This window comes from Leptolyngbya sp. PCC 6406, assembly GCF_000332095.2.
Lineage (GTDB): Bacteria > Cyanobacteriota > Cyanobacteriia > Phormidesmidales > Phormidesmidaceae > PCC-6406.
The window spans coordinates 4829582-4851330 of record NZ_KI913949.1; the positions used below are offsets into that span (position 1 = coordinate 4829582).

The window sequence follows — 21749 nt, forward strand, 5'->3', positions numbered from 1 at the left end:
AAAACCGACAGAAAAAACCGACAAGACTAGATCTCAACCTTGCCCAAGTCCAGAAATGGAGCTTTCCCGGTGGGGAAACTCCAGATTTCGAGCTGGACTTGGTATAAAGCTACATGAGCCCCATTCAAGCTCTGTCTACCCTAGCGCTGCTGGCAGCGAGATATGGAGTGAACCCCTAGTTTTTTACATTCGCACCATTGCGTTTCCCAAAGGGCTCAGTATACTTTCAGGACATCTAGGTCACGCTGAAATACCAGGGATGCATCTATATCTGGTGTCCAGTCCCCGGTTTAGGGGTCAAGAACCCCCTAAAGGGTTGGCCCAATTCCATTTAGGTACGTTTATTAGGGATATATGAATAATCCCCGTCCATGGCCCTACGGGCAGCGACCCGTTAACCCGCCCTCGCCCCCAGTGACCGCTGCGGGCAGTGCCAAGATGCCGCCACCGCGACGGGGACAGCAGCCCCGCCCGAATCTGCAACCCCCAAATCCACGATGGTCAGAGACCGGCCCAAAGGGGCCATCGCAGTGGGTCAACTCCAGCCCCGGAGCCACCATGCCCCCGCCCGCCCCCAAAGCGGAGGCGCGCTCGATCTATCCTGCGCCCAAGCAGCCCCGATCCAGACAGCCCGCGTCCAAGCCATCTGAACCCAGAGACCCTACCCCACAAAAACCAACCCGTCAGCGGCGTTCTGCTTCCCGTGCCCAGACCGAGGTCGCCTCCCTGAGATCTCAGCTAGACACCCCCGCTACCGACCTCCGCCCCTCCCTCTGGATTCGTCTTGCCAGCAATTGGACCCTATGGGCCTTAGTCGCCTTAGCCTTATTTGGGGGGGTAGCGACAGCCTCCGCCGTGAGTCTGTTTCGCATTCCTAACCTGCCCAACTGCCGCGCCATCTTCTGGCCCTTGGCCTCCGCCTCAACCCGCCTGCAATGTGCAGACGCCTACGCTGATCAAGGCTCCGTAGAAAGTCTCCTAGCAGCTATTTCCCTGGTGGAAAGACTGCCCCAGGATCATCCCCTCCGTAGCGACATTGACGAACGAGTCGAGCGCTGGGCCGAACAGATTTTGACTATTGCCGACCGTACCTTCCATGAAGGAGACCTGCAAGAAGCCATCGCCATTGCCCGCCGCATCCCCGGACACACCGCCGCTGCGGCCCTAGTCGTGGACCGCATTGCAACCTGGGAAGACATTTGGCAAAAAGCAAGCACTATTTTTGCCAATGCTGAAACCTATCTCCAGGAAGGTAAGTTCCGCGAAGCCTTCGGCGAGGCAATCCAACTTCGTAATGTGGGGAATGACTATTGGCAAACCACCAAATATGAGGAACTGCTGAACCTGATTACGGCGGCACGGCGGGATATAAATCTTCTGGGTCAAGCCCGTCGCCTAGCAGAACGGGGAAGCGTAACGGCAATCTTAGAGGCTCTAGAGCTAATTGGTCAGATTCAGGATACGAGCCCCCTCCATGGGGAAGCTCAAACCTTGATGAAGGAAATCAGCCGCAAACTGCTGGATCTGGCAGAGAATGCCCTAGCACGAGCTGACAGTGCCAGTGCTTTGGACATTCTGGGCAAGATTCCCCCTAAAGCCGGACTGGCCGGGGAAGTTGCCGATTTCAAAACCCTAGCGGAAGCCTACGAACTCACCTGGGACAACTCCACCATGGGCTATGAGACCGCCATTCTGCGGCTCCAGAGTATTAGTCGCGATCGTCCTCTCTACAGCCGCGCCCAAGCCCTGATTGGTGAATGGCAGCAACAGGTAGAGGGGTTGGCCCTCCTGGACTGGTCTCGACGGGTGGCAGAACCCGGCACCGTGGCAGATCTGCGGGCCGCCATCATCGAAGCCCGCCGGATCGGGCGAGACAATCCCCGTTGGCAAGACGCCCAGCAGCAAATCGACCGCTGGCAGCGGGAAATTTCTCGCATCGAAGACGGCCCCTACCTATCCCAGGCCAAGGCTCTTGCTGGGGCAGGGGATCGCGCCGCCCTCAGCGCCGCCATCGAAACAGCCCAGGTGATTCCACGCGGGAGCAGCCTCTACAGTGAAGCCCAGGATCTGATTGCAGACTGGCGCTGGGAAATACAACGCCTCGACCATGCACCAATCTTGGCCCAGGCCCGTCAACTCGCCGCTGCGGGGAATTTCTCCCAAGCGATCGCCGTAGCCTCCCAAATTCCCCAGGGCCAAGCCCTCCATAGTGATGCCCAAAGCCTAGTCAGAACCTGGCGCGGGGAAGTCAGTGGCGGCGACCAACTCCAGCGGGCTTACCAAAGCGCCCAAGGCGGCACCATCGCTGCTTTGGTGCAAGCTATTAATATCGCTCGGGAGGTTCCCGAAGGTAGCAGTCGCTGGAGTGAGGCCCAAGGCGTCATCAACCAGTGGAGTTGGGATATTCTCCGTAGTGCAGAAAGTGAGGCGAATCGCGATCTGCCCCAGGCGATTCAAATCGCGCGGCAGGTGCCTGCCCGCACCGAAGCCTATGCCTCTGCTCAGCTCAAAATCCAAGAATGGACCGCCTTGTCAAACCCCTAGGGCGGGAAGGCAGAAGGCAGAAGGATGTAAGGCTTTGCCCGTGCGTAGCAGGATGAAAAGGACTGTCACAACTTGGAAGGTTACAGAGAACTGAGCCCATTGACTGCTGGCTAAGCGGAGTCGTTCGCGCAGCGTCTCCCGAAGGGAGAAAGCCAGCCACATCACCGGGTTCTGGCCGTTCCCTAGCCCCTCCGGGGCGGCAAAGCCAACGACTCTGCTCAGGGAACTGGATGTCTGTATGGAGACAACGACTTAGCAGGCTTTTCAGCTTGTTTTAAGACATAACCTTCCAAGTCGTGGACTTCCTCGTTTCACAAGGGCTCCTGCTCTACCAAATAGGTGAGTTATTGCTGCCATCGTCGCGTCGTCGCGCAAGCGTCCCGCTTGCCGCAGTGTTAGCACAGCGTGACACATCAATCCGAGTTGAACACCCTATCCCCCCAAACTGGTGCCTGAACACCCGTAAAAAAGCGGCTGTTCCCAAGGGAACAGCCGCTTTTTTACAAATCCTCTTGCAAGGCATTACTGAGCCAATCTAACGAAGCTGATGGGCCTGCCCCAGATCATTCCATGGTCCCGAGGCTGGCATCCTGGTTACGAATGTTGTCGGGATCTACATAGTGGCAGGTCGCCTCATCAATGCAGATCAAGGCCCACCCAGACTGCTCAATTTCCACCAATTCATAGTCGGTGTCGCGGACAAAAAAGCCCTTGTGGTTGCGAGTCTCAGGCTTAACTTTGACAGTGCGTGTATCCATGGGTTTGGCTCCGTAATTTAGCTCGACAGAAAGAAAAATCTCAGTAAACCTTATCGGTTCGTTAAAGAAAGCTTATCACCCAAATTCGAGCCATGCCGTTAAGTTATCTAATCGTTCTTACCGATCCCCGATGGGATTTCATGCCGATTCCGGCTAGGACAATAAAAGGCTGAAACCCTTGTATGAAAAAGCCCTGGACAATTGCCAGGGCTTTTTAAGAGGGCGACACAGGCCGCAATATTGTTCACAAAAGTTTTTTGCGGACTGTTACGGGCTAGCGGTATCCACTCCGCCCTTCCGAGGCTGGAATCCGCCAGAAGCTAGTACTCGACGGCATAAAAACTTGCCTATTTGATGGAGCAGGAGCCCTTGTGAGACCAGGAATTCCTTTTCTGCCTTCTGCCCTCTGCCTTTCTGTACTAGCTGTCAAAGAGCCATGTGCGTACCCGCTCTAGACTTTTCCAGTCCGGACGACGGCGTAATCCATCTTCAAGATTTTCCCGCACTTCCTGACGCAGTTCCTCTGACACCATCATCACCTGAGTCACCAGTTCGATGTGATCCCGCACCCCCTTCTTCCCCGTTTCCAGGTAGGCGATGGCTAAATTGATCCGCGATTGGGGATCTTGGGGGTTGAGCTTCACTGCCCGCTGGGCAGTCTTGAAGGCGAGGGATCCCTTGCCCTCAAGCAGGTATAGCCATGCTAGGCAGGTGAAGGCGGCGCTGCTTTTGGGGGCGCGATCGCAAACCTCCTTGAACAGGGGAATCAGTTCCGCTACCGGATCCCCTGCTTTATACCGGGCAATACCTTGATCAAATAGCGATTCAGCGCTCTGAGTCATGCTGCAATTACCTGTCTCACCGGGATAAGAGTATTCCAACTCAAGACTTGTCCGGCCTCTATCTCAGTAATTCTGGGATAGAGCAGCCAAACCAAGCCTGCGGTCAATTCCATGGGATGACCCTGTAGATGGAACCCTCTGAAGCCTACAGCAGGCCCGAGCCATAGAAAAGCCCAAGCCATTGTAAATTCCCCAGTCAATAGGAGCTAAACTCGCCCCGACAGATGGGACTTGATTTCTGTGCGGATCCCTAAGTGCCGAAGGACTTGCCGCAGCCGCAGGTTTGGGCGGCATTGGGGTTGGTGAACTGGAAGCCACCGCCAATCAGGGCGTTGCTGTAGTCCAGCACGAGGCCATAGAGGTAGAGCAGACTTTTGCGATCGCAAACCACCTTGAAGCCATCGTAGTCATAGACCTCATCGTGGTCCCCCACATTGCCAAGGTCTTCAAAGTCCATCATGTAGGACATGCCAGAGCAGCCGCCCTGCCGCACCCCCACCCGCAGGCACAGGTCTTTACCGTGCTGGGCTTGGAGCGCCTGGACATGCTGGAGGGCAGCCTCAGTCATCTGAATGCCCCGTTCGTTTTGCACTGTCTGTGTCATTACAATTTCTAGGGTGCTAGGTGGATATTAAGGTAGGTTTTGGAGCAGGGGGGTGTAGCGTCTGCCTTCACCTGTGCCCAGTGTAGCTTAGGAGCCAGTCTCCCCAGCATTGAAGCCGCCATTGGTCTGGCATTGATGGCAGAGGGAGTGGGGGTATGGGGGTATGGGGGTGGATGGGTGGATGGGTAGGGGGTTTGGGGTGGATGGGTAGGGGGTTTGGGGTGGATGGGTAGGGGCGCGGTTTCCGCGCCCAATGCAGGAAGTAGCAGATGACAGGAATTTTGAGTTTTGAATTAAATATTCCGTAGGGGCGGGTTTAGCTCGTGTCTACCGGGAAATCCCAAATGGGAGGCTCAAAACCCGCCCTACCCAGTCGCCGGGTGATCGGTATTGGGGGGTTGGGGGTATTAGGGTATTGGGGGAGTTTTGAATTTTGAATTCAATTTCCCGTAGGGGCAATCCCTTGTGGTTGCCCTTGTTGCCGGGTGACCCGAATGGGGAGTGGGGAGGTGGTAGGGGCGGGCGGTGCTCGCCCTGCCAGGGAGTGGGGGAGTGATGGAGCTGTTCTTCAGAGACCAGGTCGTAACCCTGGGCTAGATCAGGGTCGCCAGTCGCTTTTGCAAACTCTCGGGACTGAACTGGGCGAGGGTTTCTTGACGCAGCCAACTGCCTTCACAGCGGGGGTCGGTGCCCGTCAGAATCTCCCCACAGGCGGCGGCTACCGCGTCGGGATCCCGGTGGGGCACCCGCCAGCCCATGCGACCATCCTGAAGGGGATCCGCCGATCCATCCGCATCCCCGGAGAGGACAGGCACTCCGCAGGCCATGGCCTCCATGTAGACAATGCCAAACCCCTCTTGGGAGGGCATCACGTAGGCATCCGCTAGCCGATAGTGATCCGCTAGTGCGTCATTGGGCACGAACCCGGCAAAGACGACCCGATCCGCCACCCCCAGATCCTGGGCCAGTTGGGCCAGTCGGGGTTGGTCGTCACCCCGGCCAATCACCAGGTATTTCACCTCGGGAAAGCGCTGACAAATCTGGGGCAGGGCGCGGATCGTCACATCTACCCCCTTGTAGATGTCCCCGGACCAGAGCCGCGCCACCGTCATCAGGATGCGGCTACCCTCTAGGCCATACTGCTGAAGAAGCTGGGGAGATTTAGGGCCGGGGGTAAACACCGTCCCGTCTACAGCGCAGGGCAGTAGGTGAGCTTTTCCTGGATCCAGATCATTGGCCTGACAGGCCAAGTCGCGGCTGTAGCGGCTAATGCACCAAAGGCTGTCCGCCCCCTGTAATGCCTGCTGCTGCCGGGGGGGCAGGGGAGCCCACACCTCCTTGCCATAGGTCATCACCGTATAGGGAATGCGGAACCGTTTACACAGGGGAGCAACCAGAGGAGCCAAACGGACATGGCCACAGATGATTCGCTGATAGCGGCCCCGTAGTAAATGCCACAGTAAAATCAACGCCATCCGTAGCCGTCCCAGGTTGGCGGAGGGGCTCTCTAGGTAGTAGAAGGTAAGTCTGGAATCGCGAAAGGGATTATCACAGCTCGCACCATCCCGCAGTAGCAGCACATCGGCGGGGGGTAGGGCAGGGTTGGTGGCATAGGCCCGGAGAACATCCTTGACGTAGGACTGGATCCCCCCTTCGCAGGAAAAAATTTGCAGGAATACAAAGCTAATACGCGGTTGACGTGCCACTCAGTTCTGTCCTCGAATACCTGAAAATTCTGTGTCTTAAAAGGCGGGCTGGGCGGAGGCAAGGGGGGAGACTTGGCCTGCTTGCAGACGGGCTAGGTCGGTCTGAACCATTTTTTCAATCAGTTGTTCAAAGCTGACCTGGGGCTGCCAGTTCAAGCCCGTATTGGCCTTGTGGGGATTGGCCACGAGTTGAAAATGTTCATCTTGACGAATCAGATGGGGATCAATGTCCACGTAGGTTTCCCACTTCAGATCCACGCTGGCAAAGGCGGCGGCGACCAGATCTCGGACACTGTGGAGGATCCCGGTGCCAATCACGTAGTCTTCAGGGCTATCGGCTTGCAACATGCGCCACATGGCTTCCACGTAGTCTCCGGCAAACCCCCAATCGCGCTTGGCGTCTAGGTTCCCCATGGTGAGGCGATCGCGCAGACCCAGTTTGATGGCGGCGGCGGCGAGGGCCACCTTGCGAGTGACGAATTGGGGCGGACGACGGGGGGACTCATGGTTGTAGAGCACGCCGCTACAGGCAAAGAGGCCATAGCGATCGCGGTGATGCACCATGGTCCAGTGGGCGTGGAGTTTTGCTGCCCCGTAGGGATTTTTGGGGCGAAAGGGGGTGGTTTCCGCCTGGGGTGATTCCTGCACATCCCCAAAGATTTCTGAGCTGCTGGCCTGGTAAAAGCGGGTGGTTAAGCCCGCCTGCCGAATCCCATCTAGGAGGCGGGTGGCGGTGCCCGTAATCAAGTCCAGGGTGCCGAGGGGATCATTCCAGGAGGCGGGAACAAAGCTGGGAGCGGCTAGGTTGTAGATCTCCTGGGGCTGGAGGTCGGCGACGGCACGGCGGAGTGCGATCTCATCCGTGAGGTCAACGGGCAAAATCTCAACGGTCTCCGCCAGATCCTCCAACTTGGCGACACTGGCTTGACGGCTGGGGGGTACTAGCCCCACCACCCGATAGCCCCGCCCCAGCAGCAGCCGACTGAGATAGTAGCCGTCCTGCCCTGTAATACCCGTGATCAGTGCCGTTGCTGCCATATGCTTTGTGCTGTTTAACGCCCTCGTGGGAATGAATCAGGGGTCTCACGTAAGGATGCCCAGGGGATTGGGATCTTCCCACCCCATGGATAACATCCCTAATACTTCCCGATACGCCCGACCAACATCACCGCTACAGGATTTCCTGCCGCCACCAGCCGGGTGCCTACGGGTACCACTGCCAGCGCATTGGTGCCCGCTAGGTTGATCAGGTTACCGGAACTGTGGCTACCCCCGGCCAAGGAAAAGGTGAGACCCTGGTCGGTACTGGCTAAATGGCCCCAGAGGTAGGTTTCCCGTTGTCCCCCCGCCTTGAGATCCTGTTGCGATCGCGCCTCGACAAACACAGGAGACCACCCCGCTGCCCGCCCTGACAATTTCCGCAGCGCAGGCTCCACAAAGCGCCAAAAGCTGACCAGAGCCGACACGGGATTTCCCGGTAAGCCAAAGTAAAGGGTTGGGGCCACCCTCTGTCCAGGGCTAGGTTCCGAGCTGGGGAACCTAGCCACAGTCAGGGGCTTGCCCGGTTTCACCGCCACCGCCCGAATTTCCAGCACCGCCCCCAACTCCATCAAAATCCGATCCACATAGTCATAGTCCCCCACCGACACGCCCCCGGAGGATAGAACGCAATCGGCTTGGGTGAGGGCAGCCGCGATCGCCTCTCGCAGGGCTTCGGGGTCATCCGGGATGATGCCCAGAGGCACGGGTTCCCCTCCCGCTGCCTGGACCAACGCCGCCAGGGCGTATTGGTTGGAATCCACAATCTGACCGGGCTGCAAGGGCTGATCCGGCATAACCAGTTCATCCCCCGTAGACAGAATCGCCACCCGAGGCCGTCGATACACAGGCACCTGAGCCCATTGTGCCGCCGCTAAGACCGCAATTTCCGGGGCGTGTAATTCCAACCCAGCCGCCAGCAGGTCATCCCCCGCCCGCCGAAAACTAGCCCGGTGGCGCACAAAGGCTTGGGGCTCAGGTGCAGCCAGGATCTCAACACCATCCCCCTGCCGCTGCGTCTCCTCCTGAATCACAATCGTATCTGTCCCCAGAGGCAACATGGATCCGGTTAAAATCCGTGCCGTTTCCCCCGATTGGATGATCCGTTGGGGAGTTTTGCCCGCTGGAATCTCTTCCACAACGGTCAAAATCACAGGGGTTTCCGCGCTAGCCTCTGCCACATCGGCATACCGCACCGCATAGCCATCCATGGCGGAATTGTCCCAGTGGGGAAAGTCCAGGGGGCTTTGTACCGTCGTCGCCAGCACCCGCCCCATGGCCTGGAAGAGGGGAATCGTTTCGAGATCGCGCTCCGGATCCAAAGGCTGGACCCAGCTCAAAATCTGGGCTTCAGCGACATCAGCGGGAATCATCGACGCAGACATAGGGCGTTATCCCACCACAGGAGGGGCCAGGGTGACTTGCAACACCGGGCCACCAAGGTGACACCGGAGCCGGAATGGCTATCTGGGTGACATTAACGCACACCTGGACCTGGATGGGCCAACTTGGCTGCCGCACCCAGACCCGATCGCCCCGACAGGCCACCACCAAAAACCCTGGAAGATGGGACGACTGCCCCTTCAAACGCACCCTCACCCCAGTCCGTAACGAGATCGCGGGCATCGGCAGATTCCCAACGCAGCACTGCCTAGATTGTAGCCGCAGCTAGTATAAATGAACTACATCGATAGGGCTTCTTGACCGTCAATAAAGCTCTTCTCGACCCCCTGCCACCCTCACGATGCCTGTCACCGTCTACCGTGGGATAACATCAACGTGGTGGCGTTGTCGATGGCGCAATAATTGCCCGCATCATCCACCGCACCAAAGGTCCGCAGTTGCTCCTGAAGGGGACTGGGAAGTTGGGGATAGGTGAGGTCGCCATCCCCAGCCGAGATTCTGGCCCAAAAATCCTGTAGGTGGGGAGCATACTGCTCCGCCTCCGCCAGCGACAAACTGAAGGGGGGACAGGTGAGGAGGCGCACCATAAAGCCAAAGGCGCGATCGCGCATCCAATCCAGGGAAGCAGCTTGCAAATCTGGCCAGTCCGCCACCGATAGGATGCGGTGGGTCTCGATCTGGATTTCCAGTTGCCCAGTAGCCGTGGGAGTAGCGGTCAGAATCCGGTAGGGGTGAGGGTAGCTAACCAGGGATCCGGTGGTCACTTCCCAAAGCCCCTCCCTCTGGACTACATCCTGAACATGAAGATGGCCCGTCAACAGTAGGGCCACCGGGGACGATTGTAGGTGCTTGAGAAGAGCCTTCCGGTTCCGCAGTATATAGCGCTGTCCAAGGGGATGGCGGCTTTGCCCTGGCAAATGTTCCAAAACGTTGTGGTGAATCATCACCATCACCCATTGGTCAGCGCAGTCCCTGAGGTTGCCCTCTAACCAGTGTCGCTGGGGAGCGGTCAGGTAACCGTAGGGAATTTGATTACCCTCCTGGTCAAAGGCAATGGAATTGAGGCCGATCAGGTGAAGTCCCGGTAAAATTTCCTGGCGATAGTAGGGTAAATCACTGCCGTCGTAGCCAAAGTCTCGATAGAGGTGGGGAAATTCCTTTAGGCTGAGGGGGCAAGGGGCTCCGACCGGCCTTTGAGCATCACCCCCCGCCCGCGTTAGCACATCATGATTTCCCGGCACCACATAGACGGGGAAAGGCAACTGGCGCAGGCGATTCACCAACCATTCATGGTTTTCCCGCTCTCCGTGTTGAGTCAGATCCCCCGGCAGTAGCAGAAAGTCTAGGTCCGCCTCCGCCAGATCCGCCAATATGGCTTCAAAAACGGGGATGCTCACCTCGACTAAGTGAAACCGATTGGGGATCTGCCGAATCGTATGGGGCAGAGCAATGTGGGGATCGCTAATAATGGCAAAACGAAAAGGGCGCAAGTTCAACTCCCTCGACACTCTAACGGCCTCTTAGAAATCAGCCCAATCATAACGATATGGACGATCAGTCATCGACCCTCGTCGCTGGAGAACGTCGAGGGGGCGCAACCGATAGCCATACAATCTTCAATCGGCATCGTTAAATGGGGATCCCCTTAGCTGCTGGCGTCTCCACTGCGATGGTCTAGGATCAGTCTTTGGCCACCGCTTCCTCGGTTGCCGCTTCCTCAGTTGCCGCTTCCTCAGTTGCCACTTCCTCAGTTACTGCTTCGGTAGTAGTCTCCTCAGGCGCAATCACTTCCGGGGCGGGCTCTTCTTCCTTGATGGGCTGGGGCTTAGGACCACGCATGAGGGCTGGGGATACCCCTCGCTTCACTTCTTCGCGATCGCGTCCCTTGCCCCGTCCCCCCTTGCGATCCTTGTCACCAGACTCTCGCCGCGCTTCCCGTTTGGGCTCATCACCAGTGCCAGGGGCACGCTCAGATTTTTTGATAGGCCGCTCAACCATGGCTCAACAGTTCTTAACAGCCTGATGATCCTACCCCATCGAGTCAATCTATCGCCGAGAAACGCAACCTCTGGAACCGGAACATCTTATAGACAAGCCTTCACAAAGGATTCCAAGCGATCCATGCCCCGTTCAATGGTGTCGAGGTCCGTGGCGTAGGACACGCGGATATTACCCTCCGCCCCAAAGGCGACGCCGGGGATAGTGGCCACGTGCTTCTCCTCCAGCAGCGCATTGCAAAAATCTAGAGAGGACAACCCCAGGTTCGCAATGCTGACAAAGAGATAGAAGGCTCCATCGGGCTCCAGACAAGACAGCCCCGGAATTCCGTTGACCCGATCGGCAATCACCCGCCGCCGTTGGGCAAAGGCCCGTCTCATGGTTTCCACGCAGTCTTGGGGTCCCTCTAGGGCCGCGATCGCACCGTACTGGGCAAAGGTGCAAACATTGGAAGTACTGTGACTTTGGAGCGTATTCATAGCTCGAATCAATTCCACAGGACCAGCCAGGTACCCCAGCCGCCAACCCGTCATAGCAAAGGCTTTGGCAAAGCCACTACTGACCACCGTGCGTTCAAAGGCTCCGGGACTAACCGCCCCAATACTCAGGTGCTCGGCCTCCCCATAACGGATTTTTTCGTAGATTTCGTCCGAGGCCACCAGCAAATCATGACCCTCGACAACGGCGGCCAAGGCCCGAATCTCGTCGGGGGTGTAGATCATTCCCGTGGGATTAGAGGGGGAATTCAGCACAAACAGGCGAGTACGGGGGGTGATAGCCTGCTGGAGTTGCTCAGGAGTGATTTTGTAACCTGTCTCGGCAGTCGTAGGCACAATCACCGGAATCCCATCCGCCAGCTTGACCATTTCCGGGTAGCTGACCCAGTAGGGGGCCGGAATGATCACCTCATCTCCCGGATTAATCAAGGTCATCATCAGACCGTAGAGGGAATGCTTGCCACCATTGGTAACGATGATGTTTTCGGGACCGTAGGGGAGGTTATTTTCGGTCCTCAGTTTATGTGCGATCGCGGCCCGTAGGGCGGGCTCACCAGCGGCGGGACCGTAGCGGGTTTTGCCCTCATCCAGGGCTTTTTTGGCAGCGGCGATAATGTGGGCAGGGGTATCAAAGTCAGGCTCTCCAGCACTGAAGCTACACACGTCCAGCCCCTGGGTTGTCATGGCCTTAGCCTTAGCGGAGATGGCCAACGTCATGGAGGGGGAAACCCGATTAACCCGATCTGCCAATTTCATGTCTTGCCTGCCGATCTGCCAATCTCCCTAGGCTAGCTCGAAAAGGGAGTCCTCTAGAGCCAATTTCTTTAGGATTCATGACAAGGAATACAGACAAATCATCCCCATGCAGATAGAGAACATGTGGCTCAGACTCTCCGGCACTGGGTAGGGCGGGTTTTGAGTCCCCCATTTGGGATCCCCCAAACGAAAGGACTGGATTACCCGGCACGGGGCAGGGCGGGTTTTGCCAGCCCATTCCTGAATCACCCACCCAATCCCGGCTAAACCCGCCCCTACGGTTCTTCCCTGTTACCTGTTTGTTACCTGTTACCCCCTGCATTGGGCGCGGCATCTCTGCGGTGCATTGCTTCGCGTGGGCGAAGCCACGCCTTAGCGTTATGCACCCTACGGGAAATTCAAAACTCAAAATTCCTGTCACCCCATCACCCCCACACTCCTACACCCCCACACCCCCACCTAAGGTCATTGCGAACTGAGGGCAATAAAGAAGCTGATGCCCAAAAGGAGTACCAGGCTGATCCAGACCCCGTAGCGGCGCAGGATGAGGCGTGGCGTCCAAGAGTGGGATGGCCCTTTTGGACCAGTCTTTGACCATCCCGATGTCTCGACCTCGCTGATGCCCACCGACTGGTAGAGCGTGCAGGTGGTCGCCTGGGGCCGTTGGGGAAAGGTGCAGGAATCGTCAGCATGATAAGCACAGTCAGCACAAAGATACTGGCTTCCTAGAGTCTGATGTAGGGGAATGCCGGGATGCCCATGGGCCTTTAGCAGCAGCCCACAGTGGGGACATTGGATCGCCACAGTCTGCACCGGGGTCTGACAGCGGGGACAGCTTGGCATAGGAATATCCTCAGGCGTTCCCTCCGTATCCTAGGACCTGTAGACAAGTAACGGGGAAACCCTTGCGAGGTAGGCATGACCACGCCCGCCCTAATGAATCAAGCTAGGGGCTGTAACCGCCCCATAACCAGGAATCTGGCTTTGATTATCTACAGCCCCTAGTCCGCCCTCGGTCCCACCGGAAACCGCCGCACCTGGAATTCCCGAGCATTTTCCAGGGTATAGGCCACCCCCAAGGCTTGGTCAAACTGGACCTCAATCGCAGTTAAATCCGTCTCGGAAATCGCCTTCCACTCCTCCCGACTGCGCCAGCGAATCATCAGACTCACCAACTCGGCATCTGTGGGATCCAGCCAGGTTTCCTTCGACAAAAAACCGGGATAGCGCCGCAGGGCAGGGGTCCAAATTTCCTCATCCAATTGCACATAGCGCTCTCGCTGGTCGGCAGGCACCCGAAACTCAAGCCATTCAATCACCACAGAATCCTCTCCTCCCCCGCTTCTTGCACCGTTGATGCCCCGTTATTAGGCGGGGGTATGCCGTGTTTTCCTGCTCACCCCTTGCCCCCATAGAACAGATAAGGTTCGGTTGTCAGCATAGGAGGATCTTTACATTCTTTGTCAGAATAAAGCTTGAACAGGGTCACGCTGACCCTTTGCCTGGAGGCACCATGGATACCAATAGCCTGCTGCGTCAAATGCTGATGATCGGCATTGGCACAACCTCTCTAGTGGCGGAACGCCTGCGCCAGGTGAGTGAAGAGTGGGTCCGCGACGGCAAGTTCAATCCAGAACAGGCCAGTCGGTTTGTGGATGAGGTGATGGCTCAGTTTTCGACCGATTCCACTGGGTTTGAAGAACAGATGAACCGCCAGCTTCGCAATGTGTTGCAAGATCTGGGGGTGCCTCGGCAAAACGAGATGGATGAGTTGCGGGGCCGCATTGATCGCCTAGAGCGCCAGGTTCGTGACCTGGAAAATAAGCTCTGGAAGTAATGCCGTCTTCACCAAGTCCATGGTGCTTAGGGTAAAAACCTGCCGTGATGACCCTAATCTCGGTAGGATAGGTCTGTTTGGCATTCGTGAATGCCATTGATATCTTGCTGTAAATCGCTGCTGGAGGAAATTCCCCGTGCGCGAGATTCTCATAAGCTTTGCTGTGTTGGCGGTGTGCTGTGTTGTGCTGGTAGTAGCTCAATTCACTGGCGGCCAGGATGACGCGATCGCGGCAAATCTCATCACCCAAGACCTAGCCGCTCCTGCGGAGACATTGGTGGCCCAGTCCGCCGCCGATTTAGCTCCCGCAGAGCCTACCCCCGAGGACTCGTCTGAAATGGCTGAAGAAGCAATTCATTATGTAACGACCGATTCCGGCTTGCAGTATGTAGATACCCTGGAGGGCACTGGTGCCATGCCCCAATCTGGGCAGCGGGTAACCGTTCATTACACAGGCACCCTAGAAGATGGCACCAAGTTTGATAGTTCCCGCGATCGCAATCGCCCCTTTAGCTTCACCATTGGCGTTGGACAGGTGATCAAGGGCTGGGACGAAGGGGTATCCACCATGCGGGTTGGCGGACAGCGACGGCTCGTAATCCCCCCCGAGTTGGGGTACGGAGCCCGAGGAGCTGGTGGCGTAATTCCCCCCAACGCCACCCTGATCTTCGAGGTGGAACTGCTCCGCATTGGCTAAGGCGAGGCTAAGACGGCCCATAGGATAGCGTGAAAAATCCCCGGCTATTACCTCCAATGGCCGGGGGTTTTAACAGGGATGGATGCTCAAATAAACACCCTTTGAACAAACATCAACAACCTGTCACATGCTCCGGCGGGCTAAATGGACCGTCTCCGGAAACACCCCCACCAGTTGGGCAAAAGCTTCGTCGGGTACCCGCGCCACAATCTCTTGGTCAAAATACATTTTGAACTGCTCCAGAATCATCTGCGCCCGCTCAATAGGCACCGGACGATCAGTGAAATTCTGGGTGAGCCGCACCCACTGGAGCCGAATGCGAATCGCTTTTTGCTGATCTTCATGGGAAGCTGGGGTCAGCAAAGACAGCTTACCCAGGGGAATCACCTGGCTACAGTGCTGATCAAACAGCCCCCCCACTGCGGCCCCTGGCCCCGCAAATACGGCATAAAACTTGCGATAGATCACAATGCCATTACGGCGGCGAGGGTTAACGATCCAAAGCTTGCCGCTGGTAATGCGCTCTAGGATCTCATCTGCTCCCGCATCTTGCTTCACAGGGGAATAGGCTACAGAGTCTTGATGGGTCGGAAGCATAGTAACAGATTGTCGTCAGCACACATTCAGCGATAGTCCCTAATCAGGGTCAGAGCGCTCTAGCCCGACAATTCACAGCACACCTGACCATCACCTAATACACCCAGAATGCTGCTGTCCAGGATTGCTTGGCTCGGAGCAGAACGCTAGGGGCTGTCATCAATTCATGTCAGAACCTTTGTTGTACAACGGCTACAGCCCCTAGCCATATCACAGGACCGGGCGCGGCAATGCTTACCCGGCAAGGCTTTCACCCGTAATTGATGACGCGCCCTAACCGAAGGGAAAACGTCAGGAATACCTGACAAAAATCCGAAACCTTATTCAGGGACTAAGCGTCTGGTAACCAGGCATATCAGGAATGGAATCATAGAGATATATCAGGAGAGACAATCTGGCTCCCGACAAATCTAGGACACTATTACCACATGCCTGAGGGGTAAAACGGGTGACGAATCCCCTGCACACCATCAATTTTAAGAGAATCAACGGATATCCCATAGCGTCTACTACGGCAAAGCATGAAGCTCCTATGAAGATGTGGGATATCCCTGTAATCTTTCTGTAAAAGGACTAGGGGGCAATCCCCCTAGAGGGTTTCAGCTAAACCCCTATTCTGAATCTGGGTAGAGGCCAGAGTATAGATTAGCCAGAGTATAGATCAGCCAGAGTCACACCCATTGTCCAACCCAGGGGATGATTTCTCAGATGCAAGACTTTTACGCAGCAATAGCCGTCGAGGGCGGGCTCCTAGCAGGGACAGCAGCGTTGTTTCCGCATATTGGATCTGATATCCCGCCTGACGGTATAGCCGTCGAGCCGAGACATTGTCCTCCATGACGTGGAGATAAAGTTCTCGAAACCCCCAGGTATGGGCAGTTTCCTCACAAGCCGCCAGCAGGTGACGAGCTACTCCCTGACGCCGCGCATTTTCTCTCACCGCCAGATTCGAGAGATACAGTTGGCGGGGCTGGCGGTTCACCCAGAGGGGATAGCGCCGAGGAGCCACCTCCACGGTCCCCACCAGCCACTCTGAAGTTGTAGTGGGGCCAATTATCACCGCCGCCAAGCAGGCATGGTGGGCTGTCGCCGCATTTAGACGCTGCTTTAGATCTTCGTAAATGCTGAATCGCAGGAAGGGAAAGGCCCACTGCCGCCAACTGGTAGGGGGGTAAAAGCTACGGGTCAGGATGTCCGCAAGCTGGTGGAGATCCTGGGCAGCGGCAACCCGGACCTTATAGGGGCTCTGACTCAGGGAAGGAAATGACAACACCAGAACACCACGATGGCCAGAGCCATGATGAAATCCCACAGGGTCTGGGCACCCTGGGATTAGGTAAACTCAGGACGCTTGCCCCTCAGCAAGCAGTGTACCCTTCTCTTCCCCTAGCGCACAGCCCAGGGAACTCCCCGGATTGAATTCTGCCCTTGGCGTAAGGGTAGAAAGTACGGATTTCCTTTAGACCGTTTTTGGCCTGTTAGGCTGATCGAGTGCATGCAGTTGTCTACCCCCTATTCTGATGCCACCCTCGGGAAGCCCAAGCTGTTGGTCGTGGACGATGAGCCAGACAACTTGGACTTGCTCTATCGCACCTTCTACCGACAGTTCAAGGTGCTCCGGGCCGACAATGGCTACGATGCCTTAGCACTGCTAGAGGCCCAGCCCGATGTCGCGGTAATTATTTCCGACCAGCGGATGCCGGGAATGAGCGGTACTGAGTTTCTGAGTCAAACCGCCGCCACCTATCCCAACATCATCCGGATTATTCTGACCGGATACACGGATGTAGAGGATTTGGTCGATGCCATTAATGAGGGCCGCGTCTTCAAATACGTCACCAAGCCCTGGGAAGATGAACATCTGCGGGCAGTGGTGAAACAGGCCCTTGAAACCCATCAGGTGTTGAAGGCTAGGACGGAGGATCTACAACGGGTCTTGCGCCAGGAAAGCCTACTCAATGCCATTACCAATACCATTCGCAATGCTGCTGGGTCTCGCCCCATGATGCAGACCATTGTGGAGACGGTGGGGGCACTGATAGAGGCCACAATCTGTGTTCTACGCCCTGTTTCTGGGGCCGGGTTAGGCAGTCAGACGTTTATCTACACAGCAACAACCGGTGTTGATGGGGGCAGGGCGACGGCGCTGGTGGATCAGTTAGCGTGGGAAGTGGAAGAGGTCCAGATTATTGGCGGAGAAGGTCGGATTTTACCCCCCACTACCACTGAGGCCGTCTACCAAGATCTGGATATCCGCTCTAGCATCCTCATTCCCCTGAGTAGCCAGCACACTGTCATGGCGGTGCTGGCCCTGCATCATTGTGGCCAATCTCGGCACTGGGAAAACCACGAAACTCAGTTGTTGGTGACGGTGGCGGATCAGGCAGCTCTGGCTCTGGCTCAGGCCAGCACCTATGAGCAGATGCAGGCCCTCGCTCGTCAGGAGCAGTTGATCAACACGGTGACTCAGGCAATCCGCTCTAGTTTGGAGCCGGAGGCTATTTTTGCCGCTATTACTCAGGAACTTGGGCAGGCGCTCCAGGTGGATGGCTGTGTGCTCTCCCTCTGGACAGCAACGGATGAGTATGTGGAATGCGTGGGGCTGTACGATCGCACTGTCGATGACAATATTCCCCCTACGGACTTGCCTCGGTCCCAGGTGCCGATCCATGCCAACCCGGTGTTGCAAGAAATTTTGGCCACCCATCAACCGGTGGTGGTGGATGATCTAGCCCAGCGCCCTGAAATGGACATGGCCCAAGCCCTACGGTCCTCCGCCCGTTCGCTGTTGGTGGTGCCCTTGGTGACGGAGGGGAATGTCATTGGTAGTATTTCGCTGCGCCAAACCGGGCAGCCCCGTCCTTGGCACCCTAATGACATTAATCTGGTCCAAGTGGTGGCGGCCCAGGCTGCGATCGCAGTTCAACAGTCCCGACTCTACCAGACCACCCGTGACCAAGCGGCACAGCTCTTGGCGCTGGATCGCCAGAAGACCGAGTTTTTCCAGAATATTTCCCACGAATTTCGTACCCCCCTCACCCTCACCCTCGGGCCGCTGGAGTCGGCGGTAAACCGAGGGGAAGGGCTAGACCATGACCAATCCCAAGTCGCCCTCCGCAATGCCCGTCGCCTGCTGCGGCTAGTCAACCAGCTCCTAGACCTGCAACGGTTGGATGCAGGCCGAATGCAGCCCACCTTCCGGCCCTGTGGCCTGGATCGCTTTGTGGATGAAATTGTCACCGCCTTTCGCCCTTATTGCGATCGCAGACAGATTCACCTAGTCACCCAGCTTCAACCCTGCCCTCCGGTGTACCTAGACCTAGAGAAGTTCGACAAGGTGCTCTACAACCTGCTGTCGAACGCGGTTAAATTCACCCCAGCAGAGGGCACAATCACGGTGACGCTGCACCCAGAGGGTGACCATGCCATCCTGACGGTCAAGGATACAGGCATTGGCATTCGAGCCGACCAGTTACCTCATCTGTTTGAGCGGTTTCAGCAGGCAGATGGGTCTACCAACCGCAGCTATGAGGGCAGCGGTCTCGGCCTTGCCCTCGTCCAAGAACTGATCAATCTCCATAAGGGAGAGGTAGAAGTCCAGTCCACCTACGGAGAAGGCACCACCTTCCGCGTACAGTTACCCCTAGGTTCCCGGCATTTGCCCCCCGATCAAGTGCTGGAAGCCCCGGTAGACCTAGAGATGGGGCGAGCGGCAGTAGAACTAGCAGACGTGGCCCTAGAAGGGCCAGAAGCCTCTGAAGCGGCTCCCCCTGCTAGGGCCGAATCCTCCCCTGGCCCCGACAGTCCCCATATTCTGGTCGTAGACGATAATGCAGACCTGCGAGCCTACGTATCCCACGTCTTGCAACGCCAGGGCTACCAAGTCCGTACCGCCCACAGTGGCACAATGGCCCTAGAGATGGCCCACAGCCAGCCCCCCAATCTGATTCTGACGGACCTAATGATGCCGGGGATGTCTGGGTTAGAACTGATTCAGCAGGTGCGACAAGATGAGCGCCTGCGGACAGTTCCCGTCGTGTTGCTCACCGCCAAGGTGGATGACGAAACCCGTATTGAAGGCATGGAGCAGGGGGCAGACGCCTACCTAAGTAAGCCCTTCAACGATCGTGAACTGCTGGCGGAGGTGCGCAACCTGCTGGCACTAAAGGCCAATGAACAGCGGGTGGCGGAACTCAACCAGTATCTGACGGAATCGGTGCTGCGGCGATTCTTGCCCAAATCTCTGGTGCAGAAAGCTGCCTGTGGGGAGCTACAGCTTGACCTCAAACCCGAACCCCGCCTTGTCACTATCCTCTTCAGCGACATTGTGGGTTTTACCCCCCTGTCTAACTTATTAGGCTCCCGGCGGGTAGCCCAGTTGCTGAATGAATACCTGGAGGTCATGACTGATGCCATTTTTGCCTGCAACGGCACTGTGGATAAGTTTATGGGTGATGGCGTGCTAGCCCTGTTTGGGGCACCGGAGGAATGGTCCCCGGCGGATCAAGCTCGCCACGCGATCGCGGCAGTCCATCGAATGCACCAGGTACTCCAGCGCCTCAACCAACATTGGCAAACCCAGGGGATTCAGACCGTTCAATTTCGCTGCGGCATCCACCAGGGGGATGCGGTGGTGGGCATGTTCGGCAGTTCTGTGCGGGCGGACTATACGGCCATCGGTCCCTGTGTCAACATTGCCTCTCGGCTCCAAGAGGCAGCGGACCCCAATGGGGTGCTGGTTTCGGCAGAGGTAGCCCAACACCTTGACCCCAGTGAACTAGGGACGCCCCGACCTGTGGCGTTACGGGGGGTGCCAACTCCCATTCTAGCCTCGACCCTATGCCTAGAGGTGCCCGCCCTGCCCTAGGGATTCTTTATACGCTGGCATAGGCATTAAGCTGAGGGCAATGCCCTTGGGTGCTGCTAATGGGATCTCCTCTCTGGCCCGACCACCACCAAGATCCGGTTTATCTCTGGCCCGCCAGCGCGATCGCGGCCCTCGCCATCCATGGGGCTGGCCTCTGGGGCTGGGTTGTACAAGCCCGTAGTGCTGCCTCGGTTCCGCCCGCTGCGATTGAACTGGTCACGCTAACGGAGATCTCTGGAACCTCGGCCCCAACGGTAGCCTCTAGAAATATGCAGACCGGGACTGAACAAACCGGGACTGAAGCACTCCCCGAAGTATCCCTGCCTACAGCGATGGCTCCCAATACGGCCTCCTCGGAAACGTCGGATTTACCGACCCTTCCTCCAGTGCAACCGGAGAGCCCCCCCAGTAGCACCTCATCCCCCGCCCCCAGAGCTAGCCCACCCACGACTCCTGGCTCCTCGCCCACTCCTGTTCCCCCTACAAATGGCAGTGGTAGTGCCAATGGTAGTGGCAATGGCAATGGCAGCAGGAATAGCAATGGCAATGAAACAGCCCCAGCGGGAGACGGTGTGCAAACCCGCTGGGCCATAGACTGGGTTCCCGAAGCCCGCGATCGCCCCGATACCCTGCCCCAATTGCCACCGGGTTGGCAGACCCGCTACCTACGGGTCACCGACTATCCCCAATGCCTGTCCCAGGAACTGGTCAGTCGTTCCGCCAGCGTGACCGTCAGACTCCAAATCCTGGTGGATGAAAGTGGTCAAATCCTAGGATCATGGGTGCTGCAATCCAGCGGCAACACGGTCTACGATCGCGCCATGCAATGTATTGTTCAAAATCAAACCCAGCCCCTGATTCCCGCCACGATCGCCGGAACCCCCATTCTCTCTGACGCCGCCCTGCTAGAAATTGCCGGGGTGATTACACCCTAGTACCGCAAGGCAGAAGGAGGAAAGGGGATTTCAGGACACACATAGGTGGGTGGGGGAGTTTTGAATTTTGAATGGAATGTCTCGTAGGGGCGGGTTTAGCCGGGATTGGGTAGGTGATTTAGGAATGGGCTGGCAAAACCCGCCCTGCCTGTCCGTGTAGCCCCCTACAGAACTTTCAAACATTCCCTGCGAAGTCTTTACCAAACGAGTTCATGGGGAGCTTCGGGGTTTGTTACGCTGATGGGAACACTTAGGTTGCCTCCGACACATAGCGGCCCATTGCCCCCATGTTGGCTGATATGTAAATTCTAAATTCTTGCCTCGTTATCGTTATCCCCTGCCATGTCTCGCCGCCTATTTATTGGAGATGTTCACGGTCACTACGATGGACTCATGGGGCTCCTTGAGGCCATGGATCCCAGAGAAGATGACCGTATGTACTTTGTCGGTGATTTGATCGATCGCGGTAACCAAAGCGCCCTAGTGATTGAGTATGTGCGTAAATACGCCACTGGCTGCGTCTTGGGCAATCATGAACAACTATTACTAGAAGCCTTTGCCGATGGTCATGCCAACGCCAGCGCCCTCCAAGCCTGGTTATACAGCGGCGGGCAGGCCACCCTCTCCAGCTATGACCAGATGGATCTGCTAAACGATCATCTGCAATAG

Annotated in this window: 20 protein-coding genes; 6 read left to right on the forward strand and 14 right to left on the reverse strand. The window is 56.9% G+C overall.

What is annotated here, in order from left to right:
- The first annotated feature begins 354 nt into the window (after positions 1-354).
- Positions 355-2544: a chromosome segregation ATPase gene (locus tag LEP6406_RS29200; protein ID WP_155834743.1), complete on the forward strand. Its 2190-nt coding sequence runs from the start codon at positions 355-357 to the stop codon at positions 2542-2544.
- A gap of 563 nt (positions 2545-3107) precedes the next feature.
- Here LEP6406_RS29200 and LEP6406_RS0221605 read toward each other — a convergent pair.
- The 12 genes from LEP6406_RS0221605 to LEP6406_RS0221665 form a co-directional block, all read right to left on the reverse strand.
- Positions 3108-3302 (reverse strand): hypothetical protein, encoded by a 195-nt coding sequence (locus LEP6406_RS0221605; RefSeq protein WP_008318445.1) that lies wholly within the window; start codon positions 3300-3302, stop codon positions 3108-3110.
- 419 nt (positions 3303-3721) lie between these two features.
- The gene (locus LEP6406_RS0221610) at positions 3722-4144 is read right to left on the reverse strand and encodes a tetratricopeptide repeat protein (protein WP_008318447.1); all 423 of its coding nucleotides are present in this window, start codon (positions 4142-4144) and stop codon (positions 3722-3724) included.
- Between the two features lie 250 nt (positions 4145-4394).
- Entirely contained in the window at positions 4395-4748 is a 354-nt protein-coding gene (locus LEP6406_RS0221620) for a HesB/IscA family protein (protein ID WP_008318449.1), read from the reverse strand.
- A gap of 593 nt (positions 4749-5341) precedes the next feature.
- The gene (locus tag LEP6406_RS0221630) at positions 5342-6454 is read right to left on the reverse strand and encodes a glycosyltransferase (protein WP_008318450.1); all 1113 of its coding nucleotides are present in this window, start codon (positions 6452-6454) and stop codon (positions 5342-5344) included.
- A gap of 36 nt (positions 6455-6490) precedes the next feature.
- Complete coding sequence (locus LEP6406_RS0221635) at positions 6491-7492, reverse strand: GDP-mannose 4,6-dehydratase (protein WP_008318452.1); 1002 nt, start codon at positions 7490-7492, stop codon at positions 6491-6493.
- 98 nt (positions 7493-7590) lie between these two features.
- Positions 7591-8877: a molybdopterin molybdotransferase MoeA gene (gene glp / locus LEP6406_RS0221640; RefSeq protein WP_008318455.1), complete on the reverse strand. Its 1287-nt coding sequence runs from the start codon at positions 8875-8877 to the stop codon at positions 7591-7593.
- Positions 8852-9118, reverse strand: a complete 267-nt coding sequence (locus LEP6406_RS33100) for a hypothetical protein (protein WP_155834744.1) — start codon at positions 9116-9118, stop codon at positions 8852-8854. The genes glp and LEP6406_RS33100 overlap by 26 nt, the downstream gene beginning before the upstream one ends.
- Positions 9119-9243: 125 nt before the next feature.
- A complete protein-coding gene (locus LEP6406_RS0221645) occupies positions 9244-10386 on the reverse strand; it encodes a metallophosphoesterase family protein (protein ID WP_225886601.1) in 1143 nt (380 codons plus the stop codon).
- A gap of 190 nt (positions 10387-10576) precedes the next feature.
- Positions 10577-10894 carry a hypothetical protein gene (locus LEP6406_RS29205; protein WP_008318460.1) on the reverse strand — a complete coding sequence of 106 codons (318 nt, stop codon included), beginning with the start codon at positions 10892-10894 and terminating at the stop codon, positions 10577-10579.
- A gap of 86 nt (positions 10895-10980) precedes the next feature.
- Positions 10981-12147, reverse strand: coding sequence for a pyridoxal phosphate-dependent aminotransferase (locus LEP6406_RS0221655; RefSeq protein WP_008318462.1), 1167 nt, complete (start codon positions 12145-12147; stop codon positions 10981-10983).
- A 465-nt stretch (positions 12148-12612) separates the two neighbouring features.
- Positions 12613-12990 carry a zinc ribbon domain-containing protein gene (locus tag LEP6406_RS0221660; protein ID WP_008318465.1) on the reverse strand — a complete coding sequence of 126 codons (378 nt, stop codon included), beginning with the start codon at positions 12988-12990 and terminating at the stop codon, positions 12613-12615.
- Between the two features lie 158 nt (positions 12991-13148).
- A complete protein-coding gene (locus LEP6406_RS0221665) occupies positions 13149-13469 on the reverse strand; it encodes a TIGR03792 family protein (RefSeq protein WP_008318466.1) in 321 nt (106 codons plus the stop codon).
- A gap of 191 nt (positions 13470-13660) precedes the next feature.
- On the opposite strand from LEP6406_RS0221665, the gene LEP6406_RS0221670 reads away from it, so the two are divergent.
- Together LEP6406_RS0221670 and LEP6406_RS0221675 are read left to right on the forward strand one after the other, a co-directional pair.
- Complete coding sequence (locus LEP6406_RS0221670) at positions 13661-13984, forward strand: phasin family protein (protein ID WP_008318469.1); 324 nt, start codon at positions 13661-13663, stop codon at positions 13982-13984.
- 136 nt (positions 13985-14120) lie between these two features.
- On the forward strand, positions 14121-14681 hold the full coding sequence (locus LEP6406_RS0221675; RefSeq protein ID WP_008318472.1) for an FKBP-type peptidyl-prolyl cis-trans isomerase: 561 nt from the start codon (positions 14121-14123) through the stop codon (positions 14679-14681).
- 123 nt (positions 14682-14804) lie between these two features.
- On the opposite strand, the gene LEP6406_RS0221680 is transcribed toward LEP6406_RS0221675, so the two are convergent.
- Entirely contained in the window at positions 14805-15278 is a 474-nt protein-coding gene (locus LEP6406_RS0221680; protein WP_008318475.1) for a hypothetical protein, read from the reverse strand.
- 661 nt (positions 15279-15939) lie between these two features.
- Positions 15940-16590 carry a GNAT family N-acetyltransferase gene (locus LEP6406_RS29210; protein ID WP_008318481.1) on the reverse strand — a complete coding sequence of 217 codons (651 nt, stop codon included), beginning with the start codon at positions 16588-16590 and terminating at the stop codon, positions 15940-15942.
- Positions 16591-16773: 183 nt separating this feature from the next.
- Between LEP6406_RS29210 and LEP6406_RS0221690 the strand changes: the two genes are divergently transcribed.
- The 3 genes from LEP6406_RS0221690 to LEP6406_RS35525 all read left to right on the forward strand — a co-directional run bounded on the left by LEP6406_RS0221690 (position 16774) and on the right by LEP6406_RS35525 (position 21749).
- A complete protein-coding gene (locus LEP6406_RS0221690) occupies positions 16774-20145 on the forward strand; it encodes a response regulator (RefSeq protein ID WP_008318483.1) in 3372 nt (1123 codons plus the stop codon).
- Positions 20146-20204: 59 nt separating this feature from the next.
- The gene (locus tag LEP6406_RS30625) at positions 20205-21080 is read left to right on the forward strand and encodes an energy transducer TonB family protein (protein ID WP_008318486.1); all 876 of its coding nucleotides are present in this window, start codon (positions 20205-20207) and stop codon (positions 21078-21080) included.
- Positions 21081-21422: 342 nt separating this feature from the next.
- Entirely contained in the window at positions 21423-21749 is a 327-nt protein-coding gene (locus LEP6406_RS35525) for a metallophosphoesterase (protein WP_008318487.1), read from the forward strand.

What these genes read in the sequence shown, in the direction of transcription:
- LEP6406_RS0221610 (WP_008318447.1), bottom strand. Translation starts at nt 4,144, where the DNA reads ATGACTCAGAGCGCTGAATCGCTATTTGATCAAGGTATTGCCCGGTAT.
- LEP6406_RS0221660 (WP_008318465.1), bottom strand. Translation starts at nt 12,990, where the DNA reads ATGCCAAGCTGTCCCCGCTGTCAGACCCCGGTGCAGACTGTGGCGATC.
- LEP6406_RS0221655 (WP_008318462.1), bottom strand. Translation starts at nt 12,147, where the DNA reads ATGAAATTGGCAGATCGGGTTAATCGGGTTTCCCCCTCCATGACGTTG.
- LEP6406_RS0221620 (WP_008318449.1), bottom strand. Translation starts at nt 4,748, where the DNA reads ATGACACAGACAGTGCAAAACGAACGGGGCATTCAGATGACTGAGGCT.
- LEP6406_RS29205 (WP_008318460.1), bottom strand. Translation starts at nt 10,894, where the DNA reads ATGGTTGAGCGGCCTATCAAAAAATCTGAGCGTGCCCCTGGCACTGGT.
- LEP6406_RS0221605 (WP_008318445.1), bottom strand. Translation starts at nt 3,302, where the DNA reads ATGGATACACGCACTGTCAAAGTTAAGCCTGAGACTCGCAACCACAAG.
- LEP6406_RS30625 (WP_008318486.1), top strand. Translation starts at nt 20,205, where the DNA reads ATGGGATCTCCTCTCTGGCCCGACCACCACCAAGATCCGGTTTATCTC.
- LEP6406_RS33100 (WP_155834744.1), bottom strand. Translation starts at nt 9,118, where the DNA reads ATGCCCGCGATCTCGTTACGGACTGGGGTGAGGGTGCGTTTGAAGGGG.
- glp (WP_008318455.1), bottom strand. Translation starts at nt 8,877, where the DNA reads ATGTCTGCGTCGATGATTCCCGCTGATGTCGCTGAAGCCCAGATTTTG.
- LEP6406_RS0221690 (WP_008318483.1), top strand. Translation starts at nt 16,774, where the DNA reads ATGCAGTTGTCTACCCCCTATTCTGATGCCACCCTCGGGAAGCCCAAG.
- LEP6406_RS35525 (WP_008318487.1), top strand. Translation starts at nt 21,423, where the DNA reads ATGTCTCGCCGCCTATTTATTGGAGATGTTCACGGTCACTACGATGGA.
- LEP6406_RS0221680 (WP_008318475.1), bottom strand. Translation starts at nt 15,278, where the DNA reads ATGCTTCCGACCCATCAAGACTCTGTAGCCTATTCCCCTGTGAAGCAA.
- LEP6406_RS29200 (WP_155834743.1), top strand. Translation starts at nt 355, where the DNA reads ATGAATAATCCCCGTCCATGGCCCTACGGGCAGCGACCCGTTAACCCG.
- LEP6406_RS0221635 (WP_008318452.1), bottom strand. Translation starts at nt 7,492, where the DNA reads ATGGCAGCAACGGCACTGATCACGGGTATTACAGGGCAGGACGGCTAC.
- LEP6406_RS0221670 (WP_008318469.1), top strand. Translation starts at nt 13,661, where the DNA reads ATGGATACCAATAGCCTGCTGCGTCAAATGCTGATGATCGGCATTGGC.